The sequence below is a fragment of the Aestuariibaculum suncheonense genome, assembly GCF_014596935.1.
Lineage (GTDB): Bacteria > Bacteroidota > Bacteroidia > Flavobacteriales > Flavobacteriaceae > Aestuariibaculum > Aestuariibaculum suncheonense.
On the sequence record NZ_JACVXC010000004.1, the window covers coordinates 188,432 to 208,102 of the forward strand.

At 35.5% G+C, this 19,671-nt stretch carries 18 protein-coding genes; 9 read left to right on the plus strand and 9 right to left on the minus strand.

Features of this window, described 5'->3' with window-relative positions; genetic code table 11:
* Nucleotides 1–57: 57 nt before the first annotated feature.
* From porM to ICJ84_RS11790, 7 genes are all read right to left on the minus strand, one after another.
* Nucleotides 58–1,620 carry a type IX secretion system motor protein PorM/GldM gene (gene porM, locus ICJ84_RS11760; RefSeq protein WP_188216602.1) on the minus strand — a complete coding sequence of 521 codons (1,563 nt, stop codon included), beginning with the start codon at nucleotides 1,618–1,620 and terminating at the stop codon, nucleotides 58–60.
* Between the two features lie 43 nt (nucleotides 1,621–1,663).
* Entirely contained in the window at nucleotides 1,664–2,305 is a 642-nt protein-coding gene (gene porL, locus ICJ84_RS11765) for a type IX secretion system motor protein PorL/GldL (RefSeq protein ID WP_188216603.1), read from the minus strand.
* A gap of 95 nt (nucleotides 2,306–2,400) precedes the next feature.
* Nucleotides 2,401–3,762 (minus strand): T9SS ring complex lipoprotein PorK/GldK, encoded by a 1,362-nt coding sequence (gene porK / locus ICJ84_RS11770; protein WP_188216604.1) that lies wholly within the window; start codon nucleotides 3,760–3,762, stop codon nucleotides 2,401–2,403.
* A 162-nt stretch (nucleotides 3,763–3,924) separates the two neighbouring features.
* Nucleotides 3,925–5,091, minus strand: coding sequence for a formimidoylglutamase (locus ICJ84_RS11775; RefSeq protein ID WP_188216605.1), 1,167 nt, complete (start codon nucleotides 5,089–5,091; stop codon nucleotides 3,925–3,927).
* 162 nt (nucleotides 5,092–5,253) lie between these two features.
* Complete coding sequence (gene topA, locus ICJ84_RS11780) at nucleotides 5,254–7,752, minus strand: type I DNA topoisomerase (RefSeq protein ID WP_188216606.1); 2,499 nt, start codon at nucleotides 7,750–7,752, stop codon at nucleotides 5,254–5,256.
* A 137-nt stretch (nucleotides 7,753–7,889) separates the two neighbouring features.
* On the minus strand, nucleotides 7,890–8,675 hold the full coding sequence (locus ICJ84_RS11785; protein ID WP_188216607.1) for a hypothetical protein: 786 nt from the start codon (nucleotides 8,673–8,675) through the stop codon (nucleotides 7,890–7,892).
* Nucleotides 8,676–8,687: 12 nt separating this feature from the next.
* Nucleotides 8,688–9,449 carry a hypothetical protein gene (locus ICJ84_RS11790; RefSeq protein ID WP_188216608.1) on the minus strand — a complete coding sequence of 254 codons (762 nt, stop codon included), beginning with the start codon at nucleotides 9,447–9,449 and terminating at the stop codon, nucleotides 8,688–8,690.
* Nucleotides 9,450–9,601: 152 nt separating this feature from the next.
* On the opposite strand from ICJ84_RS11790, the gene miaB reads away from it, so the two are divergent.
* From miaB to groL, 7 genes are all read left to right on the plus strand, one after another.
* Complete coding sequence (gene miaB / locus ICJ84_RS11795; RefSeq protein WP_188216609.1) at nucleotides 9,602–11,050, plus strand: tRNA (N6-isopentenyl adenosine(37)-C2)-methylthiotransferase MiaB; 1,449 nt, start codon at nucleotides 9,602–9,604, stop codon at nucleotides 11,048–11,050.
* A 9-nt stretch (nucleotides 11,051–11,059) separates the two neighbouring features.
* Nucleotides 11,060–12,334, plus strand: coding sequence for a sigma-54 interaction domain-containing protein (locus tag ICJ84_RS11800; RefSeq protein ID WP_188216610.1), 1,275 nt, complete (start codon nucleotides 11,060–11,062; stop codon nucleotides 12,332–12,334).
* 72 nt (nucleotides 12,335–12,406) lie between these two features.
* Nucleotides 12,407–12,916, plus strand: coding sequence for an LptE family protein (locus ICJ84_RS11805; protein WP_188216611.1), 510 nt, complete (start codon nucleotides 12,407–12,409; stop codon nucleotides 12,914–12,916).
* A 39-nt stretch (nucleotides 12,917–12,955) separates the two neighbouring features.
* Nucleotides 12,956–13,924, plus strand: a complete 969-nt coding sequence (locus ICJ84_RS11810; RefSeq protein ID WP_188216612.1) for a hypothetical protein — start codon at nucleotides 12,956–12,958, stop codon at nucleotides 13,922–13,924.
* Nucleotides 13,924–14,274 (plus strand): preprotein translocase subunit SecG, encoded by a 351-nt coding sequence (gene secG / locus ICJ84_RS11815; RefSeq protein WP_188216613.1) that lies wholly within the window; start codon nucleotides 13,924–13,926, stop codon nucleotides 14,272–14,274. The genes ICJ84_RS11810 and secG overlap by 1 nt, the downstream gene beginning before the upstream one ends.
* 147 nt (nucleotides 14,275–14,421) lie before the next feature.
* Complete coding sequence (locus ICJ84_RS11820; RefSeq protein ID WP_188216614.1) at nucleotides 14,422–14,697, plus strand: co-chaperone GroES; 276 nt, start codon at nucleotides 14,422–14,424, stop codon at nucleotides 14,695–14,697.
* Nucleotides 14,698–14,728: 31 nt separating this feature from the next.
* Entirely contained in the window at nucleotides 14,729–16,357 is a 1,629-nt protein-coding gene (groL, locus tag ICJ84_RS11825) for a chaperonin GroEL (RefSeq protein WP_188216615.1), read from the plus strand.
* A 59-nt stretch (nucleotides 16,358–16,416) separates the two neighbouring features.
* On the opposite strand, the gene ICJ84_RS11830 is transcribed toward groL, so the two are convergent.
* Nucleotides 16,417–16,854 (minus strand): exosortase F system-associated membrane protein, encoded by a 438-nt coding sequence (locus ICJ84_RS11830; protein WP_188216616.1) that lies wholly within the window; start codon nucleotides 16,852–16,854, stop codon nucleotides 16,417–16,419.
* Entirely contained in the window at nucleotides 16,847–17,398 is a 552-nt protein-coding gene (gene xrtF, locus ICJ84_RS11835; protein ID WP_188216617.1) for an exosortase family protein XrtF, read from the minus strand. Before xrtF ends, ICJ84_RS11830 begins: the two co-directional genes overlap by 8 nt.
* Before the next feature lie 77 nt (nucleotides 17,399–17,475).
* On the opposite strand from xrtF, the gene ICJ84_RS11840 reads away from it, so the two are divergent.
* Both ICJ84_RS11840 and purH read left to right on the plus strand, forming a co-directional pair.
* Nucleotides 17,476–17,931 (plus strand): GAF domain-containing protein, encoded by a 456-nt coding sequence (locus ICJ84_RS11840; protein WP_188216618.1) that lies wholly within the window; start codon nucleotides 17,476–17,478, stop codon nucleotides 17,929–17,931.
* A 158-nt stretch (nucleotides 17,932–18,089) separates the two neighbouring features.
* Entirely contained in the window at nucleotides 18,090–19,622 is a 1,533-nt protein-coding gene (gene purH / locus ICJ84_RS11845) for a bifunctional phosphoribosylaminoimidazolecarboxamide formyltransferase/IMP cyclohydrolase (RefSeq protein WP_188216619.1), read from the plus strand.
* Nucleotides 19,623–19,671: the final 49 nt, after the last annotated feature.

The following is a 19,671-nucleotide window of genomic DNA, read 5'->3' on the forward strand; positions in this document are numbered from 1 at the left end:
CTCTATAATTTATATCATATCCATATTTAAAATATGGATATGATACTATTTTTACTATTAATTAGTAAGCTCAATAATAACTGGCGATACCTTTTTAAGGATCACACTAACACCACTAGCCTGAGCCTCGATATCAAAGATTTGAACATCTGAACCACGCTTCGCTTTTAATAAAGCAGACTTCGCTCGGCTATCTAGTTTATTTCCACTTACATTAATTGTAGGTTGTCCTGGAACTTTAAATTTAAATCCTGTTACACGTAATGGTAATTCGAAATCGAAATCGTCGAATTTAGCTCCAACAGTAGAAATTTCTAAAGACTGACGTTGCATTTTAATAGATCCATCTTCACCTCTAACTGTACCTGTTGGTTTTGGTAAATCTTTAATTCTGAACGTTGCTCTATCTCCTACTTTTTGTCCGTCAGGTAATGTACCTGATACGTTGATAGTTACTTCTCTACCTTGAATTCTTGTCGCATCCATGATATATTTACTTCCGCTCACACGGCTTAAACCTTGTGCTGAAGCATTTACATTATTATCAGCAATTCCAGCGAATGAAATCGTCATTGGGTTTTTAACACCACGGTAAACTACATTCATTTTATCTGCAGAAATTGTTGCTGCATTTGGTTTAGAAACCGTTGCGAAAGTTTGCGATACCGGAACTTCAATATCGTCACCATCTTGAGCAAAGATTAATTTACCTTCAATTTTGTGTTCTCCAGGTCTTCCTGTTCCAACATTTAATTTTACACGACCATCTTCGATAGTGTATTGGTTTTCAGTTAACTTCACACCATCTAAAGTTAATTCAACTTTATTTGGTTTTGTAGTAGCATCTTTACGACCTAATACAATAGCCCCATCAAAAGTCTCACCATTAAAGTAAGCTGATTTAGATGTTTCCATTAATGTTGTATAGTTAGTCATAGACACCTCTGCAGATAACGTTCCCTGCATCATTTTTGCTAAAATCTCTGAACCTACAGTTTTAACATCAGACTGTAACTGAGTCATTTTAGTTAACGACGCCACTAAAGGAAAACCTTTATAGTGGTAATCTAACCAATCTACTTTTTGTCCTGAGCGGTTAGTTACAGGCTCTGTACTAAACTTGTCATTAACATCAGCAACTACTGAAGCCATTGCGGGGTTATCTCCTAAAATTTCAACAACCCCACTACGGAAAGTTTCTAATTTATTTAAAAACTCTTCGCCTTCTGGTTTTAATTTGTCGCCTTTAAAGAAGTTTTGATCTAAATAATCTCCTTTATCCATGATTTCATAATCTGTAGGATCATCAACCGTAGCTGACATTCTTTCTTTTAGATCCTCTAAATACGTATTTAAATCTTTCGATAAAATACGAATTTGTTCAGCTTTATCTAATAAAGGCTTGTATTTTTCTGTTTGTTCTTCAGCTTTTAACTTTAAACCATCAAAGAACGCCAAGTTTCTTTCATCTGCGGCTTTGTTTGATTCTGTTAATCGCTCGTTCATTAATCCGAAGGCTGAAAGCACTTCTTTCGACATATTTAATGCTAACATCGCAATGAAGATTAAATACATCAGATTAATCATTTTCTGTCTGGGTGATAAATTTCCTCCTGCCATAACTAATTAGGTTTTTGGTTAATTAAATAATTAGATACCCTAATTAGTTTTTGTTCATAGCAGATAGCATACCACCGTATACTCCATTTAATGAAGATAGGTTTGAAGCTAACGATTGCATTTGCTCTTTTAACTTCACTGCATTTTCTACTTGCTCTTGGTTGATAGTAGCTTGTTTGCTTGCGCTCTCTAACTGTACTTTGTATAAACTGTTTAAAGATTCCATTTGAGCAGCAGCCAAAGATAATTCTTCACTGTATTTTTTAGAAGCTTCGATACCGTTAGCTCCAGAAGACATACTTTTAGCAGCTCCTTCGAAGTTTTTGATGCTTTCTCCTAAGCTAGCCATTAATTCACCATCAATTTTAGCCTCCTTTAATAATTCATCTAATTTTTTAGATAATAATCCTGGTGCATCATCCTCTTTTTTCTCTCTCTTAGTTGCTTTACCTCCAGCTAATTCTGGGTAAACTAAAGACCAATCCAAATCGCTTTCTACTGGTTCGAAAGCTGATAATGCGAAAATAATTGCTTCGGTTACAAGACCTAAAGTTAACATTAAGTTACCTGTAATTGGACCAAACTCCATGTGAGTAATTTTGAATAGTGCCCCAATAATTACAATTGCTGCTCCTAAACCGTAAGCCATATTCATGAACTTTTTACTTGCTTTTGACTGTGCCATAATTTTGATTTTTTAGTTAAGTAATAAATTACTTAAGTAGGTTAATTAATAGGTTGTTATTTTGTTTATGATTTAGTTAATTAAGATTTTTGGTATTAGTTATTTCCTCCGGTTACTTGTGTCCCCATGTAATCCTGAACGGTTCTAAAACCAATATAACTTCTTGCAGAATCTGCATATTCAAAATCTCTTGAACTTACTTGTAAATAGTATGCCACATCTTTCCAAGAACCACCACGTACCACTTTACGTTGGTTATTATAATCGTTAACATTAGGATTAATAGTAGATGTGTACTCGTAAGATGACGGATCGTAAGATGCATTTACCCATTCAGCAACGTTACCTGCCATATTGTATAAGTTGTAATCGTTAGGCTCATAAGATTTTGCTTCTACAGTATATAATGCCTGATCTGCAGCATAATCTCCACGTACTGGCTTAAAGTTTGCCATAAAGCATCCTCTATCACTCTTCGTGTAAGGTCCACCCCAAGGATAAGTCGCTGCTTGCAGACCACCACGAGCAGCATATTCCCACTCAGCTTCAGAAGGTAAACGGAAACGGTTTACCATTTGCGCTCCACTTCTTGATTTTTGGTAAGAGTTTTTGTTGATAGTTCTCCACTCACAAAATGCTTTAGCTTGCTTCCAAGTAACACCTACAACAGGATACTCACTATAAGCATCATGCCAGAAATAATCGTTGTGCATTGGCTCGTTATAAGAGTAAGCGAAGTCTCTAATCCAAACGGTTGTATCTGGATACACTTCAATTTCTTCCTTTTTAATAACGTCGCTACGTTTTACACCTCTGTTTTTAGCTGCTTCCTGGATATCCATATAATTGTACTGGAATTTGAATTTCTTAACATTCCAAGTACGTTGTCCGTTATACGATTCTTCCATAGGTAGATACATGGTATCCATTACTTCAGCATAGAACTCGTCTGGATATTCGGCAGTATCATAAACTAAATCGATGTCTTTGTTTAATTTACGACCTTCGTAACCTGTTGGCCCCAAACCAGTGTAGTTTTCAAACATGTATTTTTCGTAAACTGTCATATTAGCGGTATCTGCATCTTTAAATGCGTACTCTCCAATACCACCATCTCCAGGCACTTTACCAACCTCATCAGCAAGAATAGCCAGTTTGGTTCTTACTATCGAGTCTCTAACCCAATTTACAAATTGGCGATATTCGCTGTTAGTAATTTCGGTAGCGTCCATATAAAAGGCACGTACGGTAACGGTTTTAGCAGGTGCATCTTGCACGCCAGCTAAATCATCGTCGGCTTTACCCATGATAAATGAACCACCCGGTATTAATTCCATTCCGTATGGCTTTTCCGGATGCCATTTTTTTCCTTGTACACCCACTAGTTCGCCCTTATCGTTAGAGCCACAACTAGCAAGCAAAGTCATTACTGCGGTTAATAATATAAACTTCTTCATATCCATAGAAAACTCGAGGTTAATTATTTAAGCTTCGTTATTGAGAGCGTAAACATATTTATATATTTTTTAAAAAACAACTTTTTAAAGGAAAAAAATACGTTTCATCGTAAAAAAAAGGCGTTTTATCGATAAAACACAACCTTTAACCGGTTTAAAATGTTAAATACTATTCTTTTGGAACGCCTTGTACCAACGCTCCGGCACCTTATTTTGGCAAGCATCTATATAATCTTGATGCATGCAAGGTAATAACGTATGTCTTTTTAATTTATTATTAACATTTGATAAAAAAGGAATCTCAATCCACCATCTCCCGGTCTTAATACTCTTGTAAAAAACCAATTCCTGATCTTCCACCAAAGAAATAAACTTTTGATATGACCTATCATCTGTAAAATCTTCATCATTTATACGACAGTTTACTCCCTCTATAAAATACCACAAAATTTGTGATATCAACATGGAGGTCATATCATCATCCTTAGATGGCTTGTATTCATAAATCCCAAACGAAGATACTTTATTACTTATACCAGCATATCTTGCCATGGCACAAATTTCTTTCCCATCTAATCCGTTTGGAGAAAATTTCTGCTTCAAGCTCACTTCAGAACCACGTACAGCCGTTAAATCGACACTCACAATATTCGCATCGCGCATTACCGGCTCGACAATAGTTACATTATTAGAAATCTCCCCTAATCGATAAGATTCAAAATACAAACTATCCATTAAGTCTTTTTCTTCCTGAGAATTAAAATAAGTTTGATACCCTATTGTAGCGTAGTTGAATAAATTATAAGGTTCATCTAGAATAATCTTACCTACAAAACTGTTATTCTTAATCGGTTTAGAAGAATCTCCTAAATCGAACTTACAGTCTACATTCACCAAATTAACCATAGGCTGAATATTATCGTAGGCACGATACACTGCATAGGTTAAATCTTGTGTCCCACCAATAATAACTGGAATAATGTTTTGTTTAATGAGTTCGGCAACGGTATTCTTTAATGCAAAGTAAGTATCGTCAACGGTTTCCCCACGCTGAATATCTCCTAAATCGGCAACTGTAGTACTCCAGCTTCCGGGAAATAGACTATAAAAAGTTTTTCTGACTTCGTTTAGCTGAAACGTTTCACCTATGTAATTAACATCATTCCTGTTTTCCAACACACCGAAAACAGCAATATCTACCCCTTTTAAATCCGGGAATCCTTTTTTAACGGAATGAATTTTAATCTTTTTTCCTAAGGCTTGTGGCGAAAGCAACTCGTTATGAGCTAAAACCAAATCTGATACAGGTGAAAAAAAATTAAAGGTCATTTGGGGCTAGTAATTTATTGGTTAGCTTAGTTTTGATTAGTTTACTTACAAATATCATTAGAATAAATGAGTTATTATACTTTGTAAACATAAAAATAAACTCCCAATAATTATAATTTCTTAATTTAAGAAAACAATAATTACCAATAATATAACCTTTAACTACTTCTTTTTAGTCGTGGTTTTCTTCTTTACTGTTTTTTTAGCGGCTTTCTTAGGAGTTTTAGCTTCAATTAATGCTTTAGCTTCTTCTAAAGTCATTTTAGCTGCATCGACCGTTTTATCAAGCTCAACTTTAACCTTTCCTTTTATAACATTATGTCTACCCCAACGCGCTTTTTCAACTTTAATACCTTCCTCTTCCCAGTTATGTACCACTTTATCGATATCCTTTTGAATTTTAGTTTCGATAAGCTCTACAATATCTTCATCAGACAAGTTATCCCAGTCGTACTTTTTATTCACGTTAATAAACATATTATTCCACTTAATGAATGGCCCAAAACGCCCTTTACCCTTTTGCACAGGAAGTTCTTTGTAATAATATATAGGAGCGTCTGCCTCCTGTTTTTCTTTAATTAATTCGATAGCATCTTCTAACTCCACACTTAAGGGATCTTGCCCTTTTGGCAACGATACAAACGCCGAACCAAATTTAACATACGGCCCGAAACGCCCATTATTGACTTCAATGGTTTCTCCTTTATAAGTACCTAAAGTTTTTGGAAGCTGGAATAAATCCATCGCTTCTTCAAACGTAATGCTATTTAATTGCTGATCCGGACTTAAACTGGCGAACTGAGGCTTCTCTTCGTCATCAGGCGTTCCGATTTGAACCATTGGCCCAAACTTCCCTAAACGCACACTCACTTGTTTACCTGTAACAGGGTCGACACCAAGAATACGCTCTCCAGATTCTCTATCAGCATTTTCCTGAACATCCTGCACCTGCGGATGAAAGTCTTTATAGAAATCTTTCATCATCTTAGACCAGTCTACTTTACCTTCGGCTATATCATCAAAATCCTCTTCAACTTTCGCCGTAAAGTTATAATCTAATATAGTTTCAAAATGATTTACTAAAAAGTCGGTTACAATCATACCAATATCGGTTGGTACTAACTTCCCTTTATCTGAACCTACTTTTTCCGTTAATGTTTTTGCTTTTACAGAACCTCCTTTAAGAGTTAACTGCGTATAATCTCGCTCGGTACCATCAACGGTTCCCTTTTCAACATAATTACGATTTTGAATGGTTGAAATAGTTGGCGCATAGGTAGACGGACGACCGATTCCCAGTTCCTCTAATTTTTTCACCAACGAGGCCTCAGTATATCGTGCCGGCGGACGAGAATAACGCTCGGTTGCGGTGATATAGTTATTAAGCAAGGTTTCGTTTTCCTTCATAGCCGGTAACATGCCTTCTTGCTCTACATCTTCATCATCGGTGCCTTCTAAATACACTTTTAGGAAACCATCAAACGTAATTACCTCGCCACTCGCTGTGAATAATTCTTTATGAGTTGATGCACTTACTTTAACATTGGTACGTTCCAACTCTGCTTCACTCATTTGTGAAGCAATCGCACGCTTCCAGATTAAATCATATAAACGCGCTTGATCTCTATCGATATCAACCGAATGCGTTGCGAAACTTGTTGGTCTAATCGCCTCATGCGCTTCTTGAGCACCTTTGGCTTTCCCCACATAGTTTCTTGGTTTACTATATTTAGTTCCGTAAGCTTTCTCTATTTCGGCCTGAGCGCCCTGACGTGCTTCATCTGATAAATTCACACTATCCGTTCTCATATAAGTAATTAACCCCGACTCATACAAGCGTTGTGCTAAAGTCATGGTTTTACTTACTGAAAAATATAATTTACGAGAAGCTTCCTGTTGTAACGTAGACGTTGTAAATGGTGCTGCCGGCGATTTTTTAGCAGGCTTTTTGTCTAATTCAGCAACTTTAAAATCGGCCGTTGCATTAGATTCTAAAAAAGCAAAAGCCTCTTCTTTAGTCTCAAAATTCTTAGGTAATTTGGCTTTAAATACTTGTCCGTTTTCATTTGAAAACTCAGCATCTATTCTATAGGATGCTTCCGGAGTAAAGTTTTGAATATCACGTTCACGCTCTACAATTAAACGCACAGAAACCGATTGTACACGTCCTGCCGATAAGCCACCTTTCACTTTACGCCAAAGCACCGGAGACAATTCGTAGCCCACAATACGATCTAAAATACGACGTGCCTGTTGCGCATCAACTAAATCGTAATCTATTCCTCTTGGGTTTTCAATCGCTTTTTGAATAGCCGTTTTAGTAATCTCATGAAAAACAATACGTTTTGTTTTTTCTTTATCCAATTTTAAAGTTTCCGCCAAGTGCCATGCGATTGCCTCTCCCTCGCGGTCCTCATCACTTGCCAACCAAACCATTTCGGCTTTCTTAGCTAAGTCCTTCAATTTTTTTACAACCGCTTTTTTATCTTTAGAAACTTCATATTTCGGACTAAAATCACCTTCTACATCAACTCCAAGTTCTTTACTCGGCAGGTCTGATATATGCCCAAAGCTAGACTCTACTTTAAAATCTTTTCCTAAAAATTTTTCAATAGTTTTCGCCTTAGCAGGTGACTCTACAATTACTAAATTCTTCGCCATACTTCGATTTTTTGAGGGTACAAATGTATATGAAAAAAAGTTTATCTGCCTAATTTCACATAATATCTACCCGAATATATATAAAAAAAGCCCGATTTCAACAAGTAAAAACCGGGCTTTTTAATTCTTTTTAAAATTTATTCTACCGACGTTCCAATTTCATCGATAACATGCGTTTCGCTGAAACCAATAGATTTCTTATACACCTCATAAAAAGGTAAATCAACAAATTGTTGAGTTACATAGATACCAATAAAACACATTAAAAACCCAATAGTAGAAGACATAAGCCACGCTACAAAAACTAATAAGAATGTAATAAACCATTTCTTGTTACCTAAAGCAAACCCTATTTTAATTATTTCCCGTTCACTTAAATCTGGGTTTAACCCATAAATAACCACCATATATGACAAAGGAATAATTACATAAAATATAGGAATAATAAAACATAATAACGCTAGAATACTTATTCCGAACATCATAAGTGTTAATCTAATTGTTTTCATAAGATATTTCTTCTTCAAAAAGAAAAAATAATCATCTGAACGCTTAATTCCTAAATCTTTATTATTAACCATCTTGAAATATGCTGCTTTTAATGCTATTTGCAGACTCATTGCCAAAAACATAACTAATCCGAATAAAACAGCTGATAAGATTATAAAAAGAATGCCGGCATTCCCCAAATCTGTAAAAGTGGTACTATCTTCAAATACATCAGGATTAATTAATGCCAATATAATCATTGGAATATATATAATGAACACTAAAGGAATCATTAAAACACCATTTAAAATTAATGTAACTAGCCCCTGTAACCATACTTTTTTAAAATGCTCTATACATTGATTTATAACGTTTCCAAAATCTAAACTTGGTGCATTCTTGATTTTCTCTATCATATTGTTAAAATCACTCATATTTTATTACTATTAATAACCCGTCTCCCCTATCTGATCAATCTCACTATGTGCTACAACACCTATAGACTCTCGATAAATTAAAAAAGCTGGCAAATACACTATTGATATGGTAAAAATCACACCAATTCCACACCCTATAAACCCTAAGCAACCCAAAACACCAGCTACAAACATGACACCAAAACTTATTAACCACTTTTTAGTACCAATCGCAAAGCTAGCCTTTACAATATCATATTCATTCAAATGTGGGTTATTAGCAAAAACAACAGAGAAATAAGACAATGGTATAAAAGCAAAAATATAAGGGACAAACAACAAGGCTTGAGCTAAAAAAGCAATAGCAGTAAATAATATTCCCAACATAAATACCTTGCTAAAATACTCTTTGCTTAGAAAGTAGAAAAAATCATTATTTTGAGTAGATCCCGACAATTCTTGTTCACATATTCTATAAAACCCAGCCAACAACCCTATAGTTATTGTGCTGACTAACATAGACTGAGGTAAGCTGTAAACTAAATTAACGTAATAAACTTTCACAAAATCATCTATAACAAAACCTTCATTAAAAAACATAGTATTTGATCCTAATCCAATAGCTTGAAAAACTAAGGCTAACACAATTGCAAAAACAGTAATAAGAATAACGACTAAAGAACCTTTCAACCAAACTTTCTTAAACAAATTAATCATTTTATCAATTATATCCCCAAAGTCCAAATCTTTAGCTTGAGCTATTTTTTCTGATAATGTGGTAATTGTATTCATTACATATATTAATTAGTGCGATTTCAAAGTAACTGTTTTATGTATTATTTAACAAAAATTATTATTTATTTAAGTTCTGACACTTTGTCAGAAACAATAAATTAATTGTATCTTTGCATGCTTATTGAACGATACGTGTGATCTAGATAGTTATGGAGAAAATTATAGACGAAAACAAACAAGGCGAGACATTGGTTTTAAACCAAAAAGACGGTAATACACGTAAACTTTTTATTGAAAGTTACGGTTGCCAAATGAATTTTAGTGATAGTGAAATTGTGGCATCTATTCTAACCGAACAAGGTTATAACACTACACAAAACCTGGAAGATGCCGACTTAGTTCTTGTTAATACCTGCTCTATTCGCGACAAAGCCGAGCAAACCGTTCGTAAACGTTTAGAAAAATACAATGCCGTAAAAAAATCACACAACCCAGGCATGAAGGTTGGTGTTTTAGGCTGTATGGCAGAGCGTTTAAAAACAAAATTCTTAGAAGAAGAAAAAATCGTGGATCTTGTTGTAGGCCCTGATGCTTATAAAGATTTACCAAACTTATTAGCCGAAGTTGAAGAAGGACGCGATGCCATTAACGTAATTCTTTCTAAAGAAGAAACCTATGGAGATATTGCTCCGGTACGTTTGAACACCAATGGCGTAACCGCTTTCGTATCGATTACTCGTGGTTGTGACAATATGTGCACCTTCTGTGTCGTACCATTTACACGTGGTCGTGAGCGCAGCCGTGATCCGCAAAGTATTATGGAAGAAATCACCGATTTATGGAACCGAGGTTTTAAAGAAGTAACACTTCTTGGTCAAAATGTGGATAGTTTCCTTTGGTATGGCGGCGGACTTAAAAAAGATTTCGAAAAAGCCAGCGATATTCAAAAAGCAACAGCCGTAAACTTCGCTAAGTTATTAGACATGTGTGCGACGGCATTCCCAAAAATGCGTTTCCGCTTCTCGACATCTAATCCTCAGGATATGACTTTAGATGTGATTGAATCAATGGCTAAACATAGAAATATTTGTAAATACATTCACCTTCCGGTACAAAGTGGCAGTAACCGCATTTTAAAAGAAATGAATCGCCAGCATACCCGCGAAGAGTATTTCGAATTAATAGACAACATTAAACGTCTTATTCCAGACTGCGCCATTTCTCAGGATATGATTTCTGGTTTTCCAACCGAAACTGAAGAAGATCACCAGGATACACTTAGTTTAATGGAATATGTAAAATACGACTTCGGTTTCATGTTTGCTTATTCTGAAAGACCAGGAACTTTAGCCGAAAGAAAAATGGACGACGATATTCCTGAAGATACAAAAAAACGTCGTTTGCAAGAAATTATCGAGCTACAACAAGAGCACAGTTTCTACCGTACTAAAGAGCATTTAGGCAAAGTTGAAGAAGTTCTTGTTGAAAAACTTTCAAAACGTTCAAACGAACACTGGTCTGGACGTAATAGCCAAAACACAGTGGTTGTTTTCCCTAAAGGCGATTACAAACCAGGCGATTTTGTTAATGTAAAAATCACCGACTGTACCAGCACCACTTTAATTGGTGAAGCTGTTGGTTATTCTGAAAACAACTAAAATCATTTTATGGAATCTGTTCAAGCTATAAAACAACGATTTGGCATTATAGGTAATACGCCTGCGCTAAATCGCGCCATAGAAAAAGCCATCCAGGTAGCACCAACCGATATTTCGGTTTTGGTTACTGGTGAAAGTGGTGTTGGTAAAGAAAGTATTCCAAAAATCATACACCAACTTTCACACCGAAAGCATAATAAATACATCGCCGTTAACTGTGGTGCTATTCCAGAAGGAACTATAGACAGTGAACTTTTTGGTCACGAAAAAGGCGCCTTTACAGGAGCCACACAAACTCGCGAAGGTTATTTTGAAGTTGCCGATGGCGGAACTATTTTTTTAGATGAAGTTGGCGAGTTACCCTTAACCACGCAAGTACGTTTACTTCGTGTTTTAGAAAATGGTGAATTCTTAAAAGTTGGGTCGAGTAAAGTTCAAAAAACCAACGTGCGTATTGTGGCAGCAACAAACGTAAATATGTTTGAAGCTATTGAAAAGGAAAAATTCCGTGAAGATCTATATTATCGCTTAAGTACGGTCGAAATTCATTTACCGCCATTACGCGAGCGCCAGGATGATATTCACCTGTTATTCAGAAAATTTGCAAGCGATTTTGCTTTAAAATACAAAATGCCAACCATCAAATTAACCGATGCAGCAATTCAGGTTTTAACCAAATACCGTTGGGGCGGAAACATCAGGCAGCTACGCAACATCGCAGAACAACTTTCTGTTTTAGAGCAAGAACGAACCATTTCGGCAGAAACCTTAAACGGGTATCTTCCTAACAGCTCCCCGAATTTACCTGCGGTTATTAAAACCTCAAAATCAGAGAGCGATTTTAGCAGCGAACGTGAAATTCTTTATAAAGTGCTTTTCGACATGAAAAGCGATTTAAACGATTTAAAGAAGCTTACGCTGGAATTAATGAAAAGCGGTAACACCAAAGATGTTGAAAAAAGTCATGAAGGATTAATTCAGAAAATTTACGGCGATAACGACGAAGACGATGCTATTTTTGAGGAAGATTTAACGCCTTCAAACAACGAGGTACTTTCTATTCCCGAGCACACCATTCACCATGATATTCCGGAAACCATTACCGATAAATATCATTTTGCTGAAGAAATTGAAGAGGAAGAAACCTTATCGTTACAAGACAAGGAACTGGAATTAATTAAAAAATCGCTTGAGCGTCACGGTGGAAAACGTAAATTAGCTGCAGCCGAATTAGGTATTAGTGAACGCACCTTGTACCGCAAAATCAAGCAATACAATTTGTAAAGCCTACATCCGTTGAAATAAGGCATAACCTTTTAATACTCAAATCTCGGTTATCGAACAACGTTAAAAAACATGAAAAAACACTTTATATATTTATCATTTTTAGCATTAAGCTTTACATTACTAAACTGTGGTATTTACTCGTTTACTGGCGCTTCAGTACCAGCCAACGTTAAAACATTTCAGGTAAACCGCTTTGAAAACACAGCGCTTTTGTTTGAGCCTGGGTTGGATTTACAATTTCAAAACGCTCTACAAGATTTAATTCAGAATCAAACAAATCTAAGTTTAGTTACGACTAATGGCGATTTATTATATGAAGGTGAAATTACCGATTATCGCGTATCCCCAACTACCGCAACATCCGATAATAAAGCGGCACAAAACCGTTTAACCATTAGCGTAAAAATCAGGTTTTTCAATAAGAAAAAAGAAGAGGACGATTTAGAACAAAGCTTCTCTTTCTTCTATGATTATCCAGGCTCAGCTTTACTTACAGGAAGTCAAAAAGCAACAGCCCACGAAGAAATATTTCAGCGTTTAACCCAAGACATCTTTAATGCTACCCTTGCAAAGTGGTAGTGTTTTGATTATAAAAAATGATTAAATTTGGCTTAGCCAATGAACCCGACAGATTTTACATATATCCTTCAGCACCCACAGTCTATCACTCATGAACAGACTGAAGCGGTAAAATCTATCATTGACGAATTTCCATATTTTCAACCCGCGCGCGCCATTTACCTTAAAGGCTTAAAAGACCAGAGTAGTTTTAAATACAATCAGGAACTTAAAATTACGGCAGCTTACACCACCGACAGAAGCATTCTGTTTGATTTTATCACTTCGGATGTATTTCTTCAAAATGAAATTTCAGAATCCATAAAACAAAATATCACCAACGTTTGGAATATAGAAGTTGACTACGAAGATATTTCGGTAAATCGTCGCGTTGAAATTGACGACAATTTACAACAACAGGTAAAAGATACCACTGGGGTTTTAGACCCTGCCCTATTTCAACCTAAGGAAATTAGAACACCAAAACCAGTAGAGGTTTCTTTAATTGACACGGAATCTAAACCGGAAGAAACAGAGTCTCCTGTTAAAATATTAAATATTGGTAAGCCTTTTGAATTTGAAAAAAACGAAACCCACTCGTTTAATGAATGGCTACAACTAACACGTTTTAAACCTATTAATCGCAACGAACCTGTTAAAGAAGCAAAACAAACAGAACCGACACCTAAGCAGGAATTAGCTACAAAACACGTAAGCGAATCTTCCCAATTAGATATATTAGAACGCGAAAAAAAGTTTGAATTAATTGATAAATTCATTCAGGAAAACCCTAAAATTAACCCAACAAAAACCTCCGCTACCAAAGGAAACTTAGCCAAGGCACAAATGATACAGCCAGAAGCCTTAATGACAGAGACTTTGGCGAGAATTTATGTAGAACAAAAAAACTACAAAAAGGCAATTCAATCTTATAAAATTTTAAGTTTGAAATATCCAGAAAAAAATAGTTTCTTTGCAAACCAAATTAAAGCAGTACAACAATTACAAGAACAAAATAAATTAGAATAATGAGCACGTTTACAATATTTTTAGCATTGATCGTTATAGTAGCGTTTTTACTAATCGTAGTTATTATGGTACAAAACCCTAAAGGAGGCGGATTATCTTCTTCTTTCGGTGGCGGTGGAACACAACAATTAGGTGGTGTTAAAAAAACAACCGACTTTTTAGATAAAAGTACATGGACTTTAGCTACCCTTTTATTAGTATTAATCTTATTATCTAATATGGCGATTAACAGAGGGGGGGATGCTGCAGATTCTAAAGCTTTAGATGCTGAAACTACTGCACAACCATTACCAAATCCTGTGCAATCTACAGATGATGCTGCGACACCTGCTGACGAGGCTACTGAGTAAACCATGCAATCATACATATAAAAAATGCCAACTTTTCAAGTTGGCATTTTTTGTTACTGCAAGTTTGTCAGTTAACCACTATTGGCACACTTTTAGAATAGGCTATACGCAATAAACATTAATTTTTAAACTTAAAAATATATACAAATGGCATTGAACATTAAACCATTAGCAGACCGCGTTCTTATTGAACCAGCTGCCGCTGAAACTAAAACAGCTTCAGGAATTATTATTCCAGATAACGCTAAAGAAAAGCCACAAAGAGGAACTGTTATAGCTGCCGGTAAAGGAACTAAAGACGAGCCTATCACCGTGCAAGTTGGCGATACTGTGTTATATGGAAAATATGCTGGAACAGAATTAAAATTAGAAGGTAAAGATTATTTAATTATGCGTGAAAGCGACATTTTAGCAATCATTTAATTTCTTAAAAACTCAAAAACAATAAATAAAAATGGCAAAAGATATAAAATTTGATATTGAAGCACGCGACGGTTTAAAACGTGGTGTTGATGCATTAGCTAACGCTGTAAAAGTAACTTTAGGTCCTAAAGGACGTAACGTCATCATTGGAAAAAGTTTTGGCGCACCTCATGTAACTAAAGATGGTGTTTCTGTAGCTAAAGAAATCGAATTAGAAGATGCTCTTGAAAACATGGGAGCGCAAATGGTAAAAGAAGTTGCTTCAAAAACTAACGACTTGGCTGGTGACGGCACAACTACCGCAACGGTTTTAGCTCAGGCTATTGTAAAAGAAGGCTTGAAAAATGTAGCTGCGGGTGCAAATCCAATGGATTTAAAACGTGGTATCGATAAAGCTGTTGAAGCCATTACTAAAGATCTTGAGGAACAAGCTCAGGAAGTTGGAAACTCTTCAGAAAAAATCAAACAAGTTGCTGCTATTTCAGCAAACAACGATGACACAATTGGTGAATTAATTGCGCAAGCTTTTACTAAAGTAGGTAAAGAAGGTGTGATTACTGTTGAAGAAGCTAAAGGTATGGATACTTATGTTGATGTTGTAGAAGGTATGCAATTCGACAGAGGGTACTTATCGCCTTACTTCGTTACCAACACCGATAAAATGATTGCTGAATTAGACAATCCTTATATCTTATTATTCGATAAAAAGATTTCTAATTTACAGGAAATCCTTCCAATATTAGAGCCTGTTGCTCAATCTGGTCGTCCGTTATTAATCATCGCTGAAGATGTAGACGGACAAGCTTTAGCTACTTTAGTAGTTAACAAATTACGTGGTGGTTTAAAAATTGCTGCTGTTAAAGCCCCTGGTTTTGGTGACAGACGTAAAGCCATGTTAGAAGATATTGCAATCTTAACTGGTGGTGTTGTTATTTCTGAAGAACGAGGATTCACTTTAGAAAATGCCGATTTAAGCATGTTAGGTACTGCTGAAACAGTGACTATCGATAAAGACAACACAACAATTGTAAACGGTTCCGGTGATGCTGATAACATTAAAGCGCGTGTAAACCAAATTAAAGCACAAATTGAAACAACTACTAGTGATTACGATAAAGAAAAATTACAAGAGCGCTTAGCTAAATTAGCTGGTGGTGTTGCTGTACTTTACGTTGGTGCTGCTTCTGAAGTTGAAATGAAAGAGAAGAAAGACCGTGTTGATGATGCGTTACATGCAACTAGAGCTGCTGTAGAAGAAGGTATCGTTGCTGGTGGTGGTGTTGCCTTGGTTAGAGCTAAAGCGGTATTAGAAACCTTAACTACTGATAACTTAGACGAAACTACAGGTGTTCAAATCGTTGCTCGTGCTATTGAAGCGCCTTTACGCACTATTGTAGAAAATGCAGGTGGAGAAGGTAGCGTTGTTGTTAACAAAGTATTAGAAGGTGAGAAAAACTTCGGTTACGACGCGAAATCTGAAACGTATGTAGATATGCTTAAGGCTGGTATTATCGATCCTAAGAAAGTAACACGCGTAGCATTAGAAAATGCAGCATCTGTTTCTGGAATGATTTTAACTACCGAGTGCGCTTTAGTTGACATTAAAGAAGACGCTCCTGCTATGCCAATGGGCGGAGGTGGAATGCCAGGTATGATGTAATGGCGAATCACCCTAAATAAATTATTAAAAACGCTTCAATGTTTAATTGAAGCGTTTTTTTATTTTAAATCTTTATTCAACTTATAATAATAAAACGCTGGTAACAACACTAGCAATATTATGGGCTGAATAAGAAATCTCCTAAAATTAAAAAACAAATAATAATCTTCCTGTTTCGGATTGATAATAAAATAGATAAATACTAAAATCAATACGATATAAGCTATAGCATAAAATAAAACGGAAAACTTAATCAAAGACCACTCTTTAAAAAACAGATAAAGAATCCCTAAAGACACCAACGTATTTAACCAAAATCGAAAGCTTGTAAAAAACACCAGTTTTAATACCTCTCGCCTTGGACTATCGATATATAAATAATCGTTTTTAAAAAACGTTAAGTACGGGTCGTAAAACAGTAAATTCTCGAAGGCTCGGATTAAAATTAACACCCCAAACAATATCAAAATTAATATGTAGGTAATCGGTTTAGGCATTGACGCGATTTATTTTAGAAAATCGATTCACCCAAAATACCCAAAGCAAAAACATCATACCATAAATAATCAACGGGAAAACAATTTCATGCAACACGGATTCATATTCTGGATAATGATATAACCCTAAATTAATAATAACTATACGAATAACATTCACTACATAAATTAAAACACTTCCCAACAAACTGTAAATAAACGTTGTTTTAAAATCGGCTGCAAAAGCTACAATAAAAGATATAAAAAGGAGAATGACACTAAACCCATTACAGCCTTCTATAATTCTGGAAAGATACATCTCATTTAAAATCACTTTAACGGAAGGCTCGTCAGGATGCGGGATCATCTCGATATGATACCCTAAAACCTGTAACAAATCCTGACATTGCAAGGCTACCAAATGGGTTATATAGTCCGGATAGTATATGGATCCATCTGAAAACTGTAAGTAAAACTTATAAGCTAACGACAACATCAAATAAACCAACAAAAAGGTAAATATGAATTTTATGACGAGTTTATATTTTACTAGAAGTGCTTTCAAATGATAACGTTAAAATTCCTTTAAACTACATCCCGAAATTACAGCTTTTTAAATACTTTTACCAAAACTTTTGAATTATGATTTTTGAAACCCTAAAACCTCAGATCGAAACAATTATTGCTAATACCAATAATACGGTTGACGAACGTCTTCTGAATATTTGCGAACTATTAGAAGCTAATGTTAGTTATTACAATTGGGTTGGGTTTTATTTTAGAAATGGGAATAAAGAAGAACTGAAACTTGGACCTTACGTTGGCGCACCAACCGACCATACGATTATTCCGTTTGGAAAAGGCATCTGTGGACAAGTAGCTGTTAGCAACGAAAATTTTGTTGTGCCCGATGTTGCTGCTCAAGATAATTACATTGCTTGTAGTATTACCGTAAAGGCTGAAATCGTAATCCCTATTTTTGTAAATGGAGAAAACATCGGTCAGATTGACATTGACTCGAATACTCCAGATCCATTTACCGAAGCCGACGAACGCTTTTTAGAATTTGTTTGTGCACAAGTCGCATCCATTTTATAAGAAAATATTAGGTTACTGAATCTTCATTTTTTAGTCCGATTTATGTGCTTTATAAGCTCGATATTCGGGTAAAAAATTATCCGTGTTTTTTCAACATTTCTAACTCTATTTTTGAGTAAAAAATAACTACTTTTGCACTTTATAACTAGTTTAGAAAAATGAGCAACGAAAAAACAGTAAAATCAGCATTAATTTCAGTATTTAGTAAAGACGGCTTAGAGCCAATCGTAAAGAAACTAAACGAACAAGGTGTAACCATCTACTCTACTGGAGGAACTCAAACATTCATTAACGACTTAGGTATCGACGTCGTTCCTGTTGAAGAAATCACATCGTACCCATCTATTCTTGGTGGTCGTGTTAAAACCTTACACCCAAAGGTATTTGGAGGTATTTTAAACAGACAAAATAATGAAAGTGACGTTAAAGAATTGGCGGATTTTGAAATCCCTCAAATCGATGTCGTTATTGTTGATTTATATCCGTTTGAAAAAACAGTTGCTTCAGATGCTAGCGAACAAGATATTATTGAAAAAATTGATATAGGTGGTATTTCGTTAATTCGTGCTGCTGCTAAAAACTTTGCAGATGTTACCTGTGTAGCTTCTGTTAATGACTATGCGGAGTTCTTAGAAATCATTTCTAAAAACAACGGAAGCATTTCTTTAGAAGACAGAAAACGTTTTGCTACAAAAGCATTCAACGTATCATCGCACTACGATTCTGCTATTTTCAACTACTTCAACAAAGACAATCAAGAAGTGGTTTTAAAAATCAGCGAAACTAACGGTAAAGCATTACGTTATGGCGAAAATCCACACCAAAAAGGATCGTTCTTCGGAGATTTCGATGCGATGTTTACCAAACTTAACGGAAAAGAATTAAGCTACAACAACCTTTTAGATGTTGATGCTGCCGTTAACTTAATTAACGAATTTAAAGGAGAAGCACCTACTTTCGCTATTTTAAAACACAACAATGCTTGTGGCTTTGCTCAAAGTGAAACCATTCACCAGGCTTACGTTGACGCCTTAGCTGGAGACCCTGTTTCTGCATTTGGAGGTGTATTAATCAGCAACACAGTAATTGACAAAGCAACTGCTGAAGAAATTAACAGTTTATTCTGTGAAGTAATTATCGCTCCAGCTTACGAAGACGAGGCTGTAGAAATATTAAAAAGTAAAAAAAACAGAATCATTCTTGTTTTAAACGATGTTGAATTACCACAAACCAACGTAAGAAGTTGCTTAAACGGTGTCCTTGTTCAAGATAGAAATAACGTAACCGATACTATTGAAGGGTTGACTTATGTGACTAATAACAAACCTTCACAAAGTGAATTAGAAGATTTAATCTTTGCTTCTAAAATTTGTAAGCACACAAAATCTAACACCATCATCTTAGTTAAAAATAAACAATTATGTGCTGGAGGAACTGGGCAAACAAGTCGTGTTGATGCTTTAGAGCAAGCGATTCACAAAGCAAATTCATTTAACTTCGATTTAAACGGAGCTGTTATGGCGAGTGATGCGTTCTTCCCATTCCCTGATTGTGTGGAAATTGCAAACAATGCCGGTATTAAAGCGGTTATTCAACCAGGAGGTTCCATTAAAGACCAGTTAAGTATCGATTACTGTAATGATAATGATGTTGCTATGGTATTTACAGGAACACGTCACTTTAAGCATTAATTTAAAGAAAATTAAGGTTTAAGTCGGCCAAATATCAATATGAAACGTA

Bases quoted from the DNA above. Each gene is read 5' to 3' on its own strand.
- porM (WP_188216602.1), bottom strand. From the start codon at position 1,620: ATGGCAGGAGGAAATTTATCACCCAGACAGAAAATGATTAATCTGATG.
- porL (WP_188216603.1), bottom strand. From the start codon at position 2,305: ATGGCACAGTCAAAAGCAAGTAAAAAGTTCATGAATATGGCTTACGGT.
- porK (WP_188216604.1), bottom strand. From the start codon at position 3,762: ATGAAGAAGTTTATATTATTAACCGCAGTAATGACTTTGCTTGCTAGT.
- ICJ84_RS11775 (WP_188216605.1), bottom strand. From the start codon at position 5,091: ATGACCTTTAATTTTTTTTCACCTGTATCAGATTTGGTTTTAGCTCAT.
- topA (WP_188216606.1), bottom strand. From the start codon at position 7,752: ATGGCGAAGAATTTAGTAATTGTAGAGTCACCTGCTAAGGCGAAAACT.
- ICJ84_RS11785 (WP_188216607.1), bottom strand. From the start codon at position 8,675: ATGAGTGATTTTAACAATATGATAGAGAAAATCAAGAATGCACCAAGT.
- ICJ84_RS11790 (WP_188216608.1), bottom strand. From the start codon at position 9,449: ATGAATACAATTACCACATTATCAGAAAAAATAGCTCAAGCTAAAGAT.
- miaB (WP_188216609.1), top strand. From the start codon at position 9,602: ATGGAGAAAATTATAGACGAAAACAAACAAGGCGAGACATTGGTTTTA.
- ICJ84_RS11800 (WP_188216610.1), top strand. From the start codon at position 11,060: ATGGAATCTGTTCAAGCTATAAAACAACGATTTGGCATTATAGGTAAT.
- ICJ84_RS11805 (WP_188216611.1), top strand. From the start codon at position 12,407: ATGAAAAAACACTTTATATATTTATCATTTTTAGCATTAAGCTTTACA.
- ICJ84_RS11810 (WP_188216612.1), top strand. From the start codon at position 12,956: ATGAACCCGACAGATTTTACATATATCCTTCAGCACCCACAGTCTATC.
- secG (WP_188216613.1), top strand. From the start codon at position 13,924: ATGAGCACGTTTACAATATTTTTAGCATTGATCGTTATAGTAGCGTTT.
- ICJ84_RS11820 (WP_188216614.1), top strand. From the start codon at position 14,422: ATGGCATTGAACATTAAACCATTAGCAGACCGCGTTCTTATTGAACCA.
- groL (WP_188216615.1), top strand. From the start codon at position 14,729: ATGGCAAAAGATATAAAATTTGATATTGAAGCACGCGACGGTTTAAAA.
- ICJ84_RS11830 (WP_188216616.1), bottom strand. From the start codon at position 16,854: ATGCCTAAACCGATTACCTACATATTAATTTTGATATTGTTTGGGGTG.
- ICJ84_RS11840 (WP_188216618.1), top strand. From the start codon at position 17,476: ATGATTTTTGAAACCCTAAAACCTCAGATCGAAACAATTATTGCTAAT.
- purH (WP_188216619.1), top strand. From the start codon at position 18,090: ATGAGCAACGAAAAAACAGTAAAATCAGCATTAATTTCAGTATTTAGT.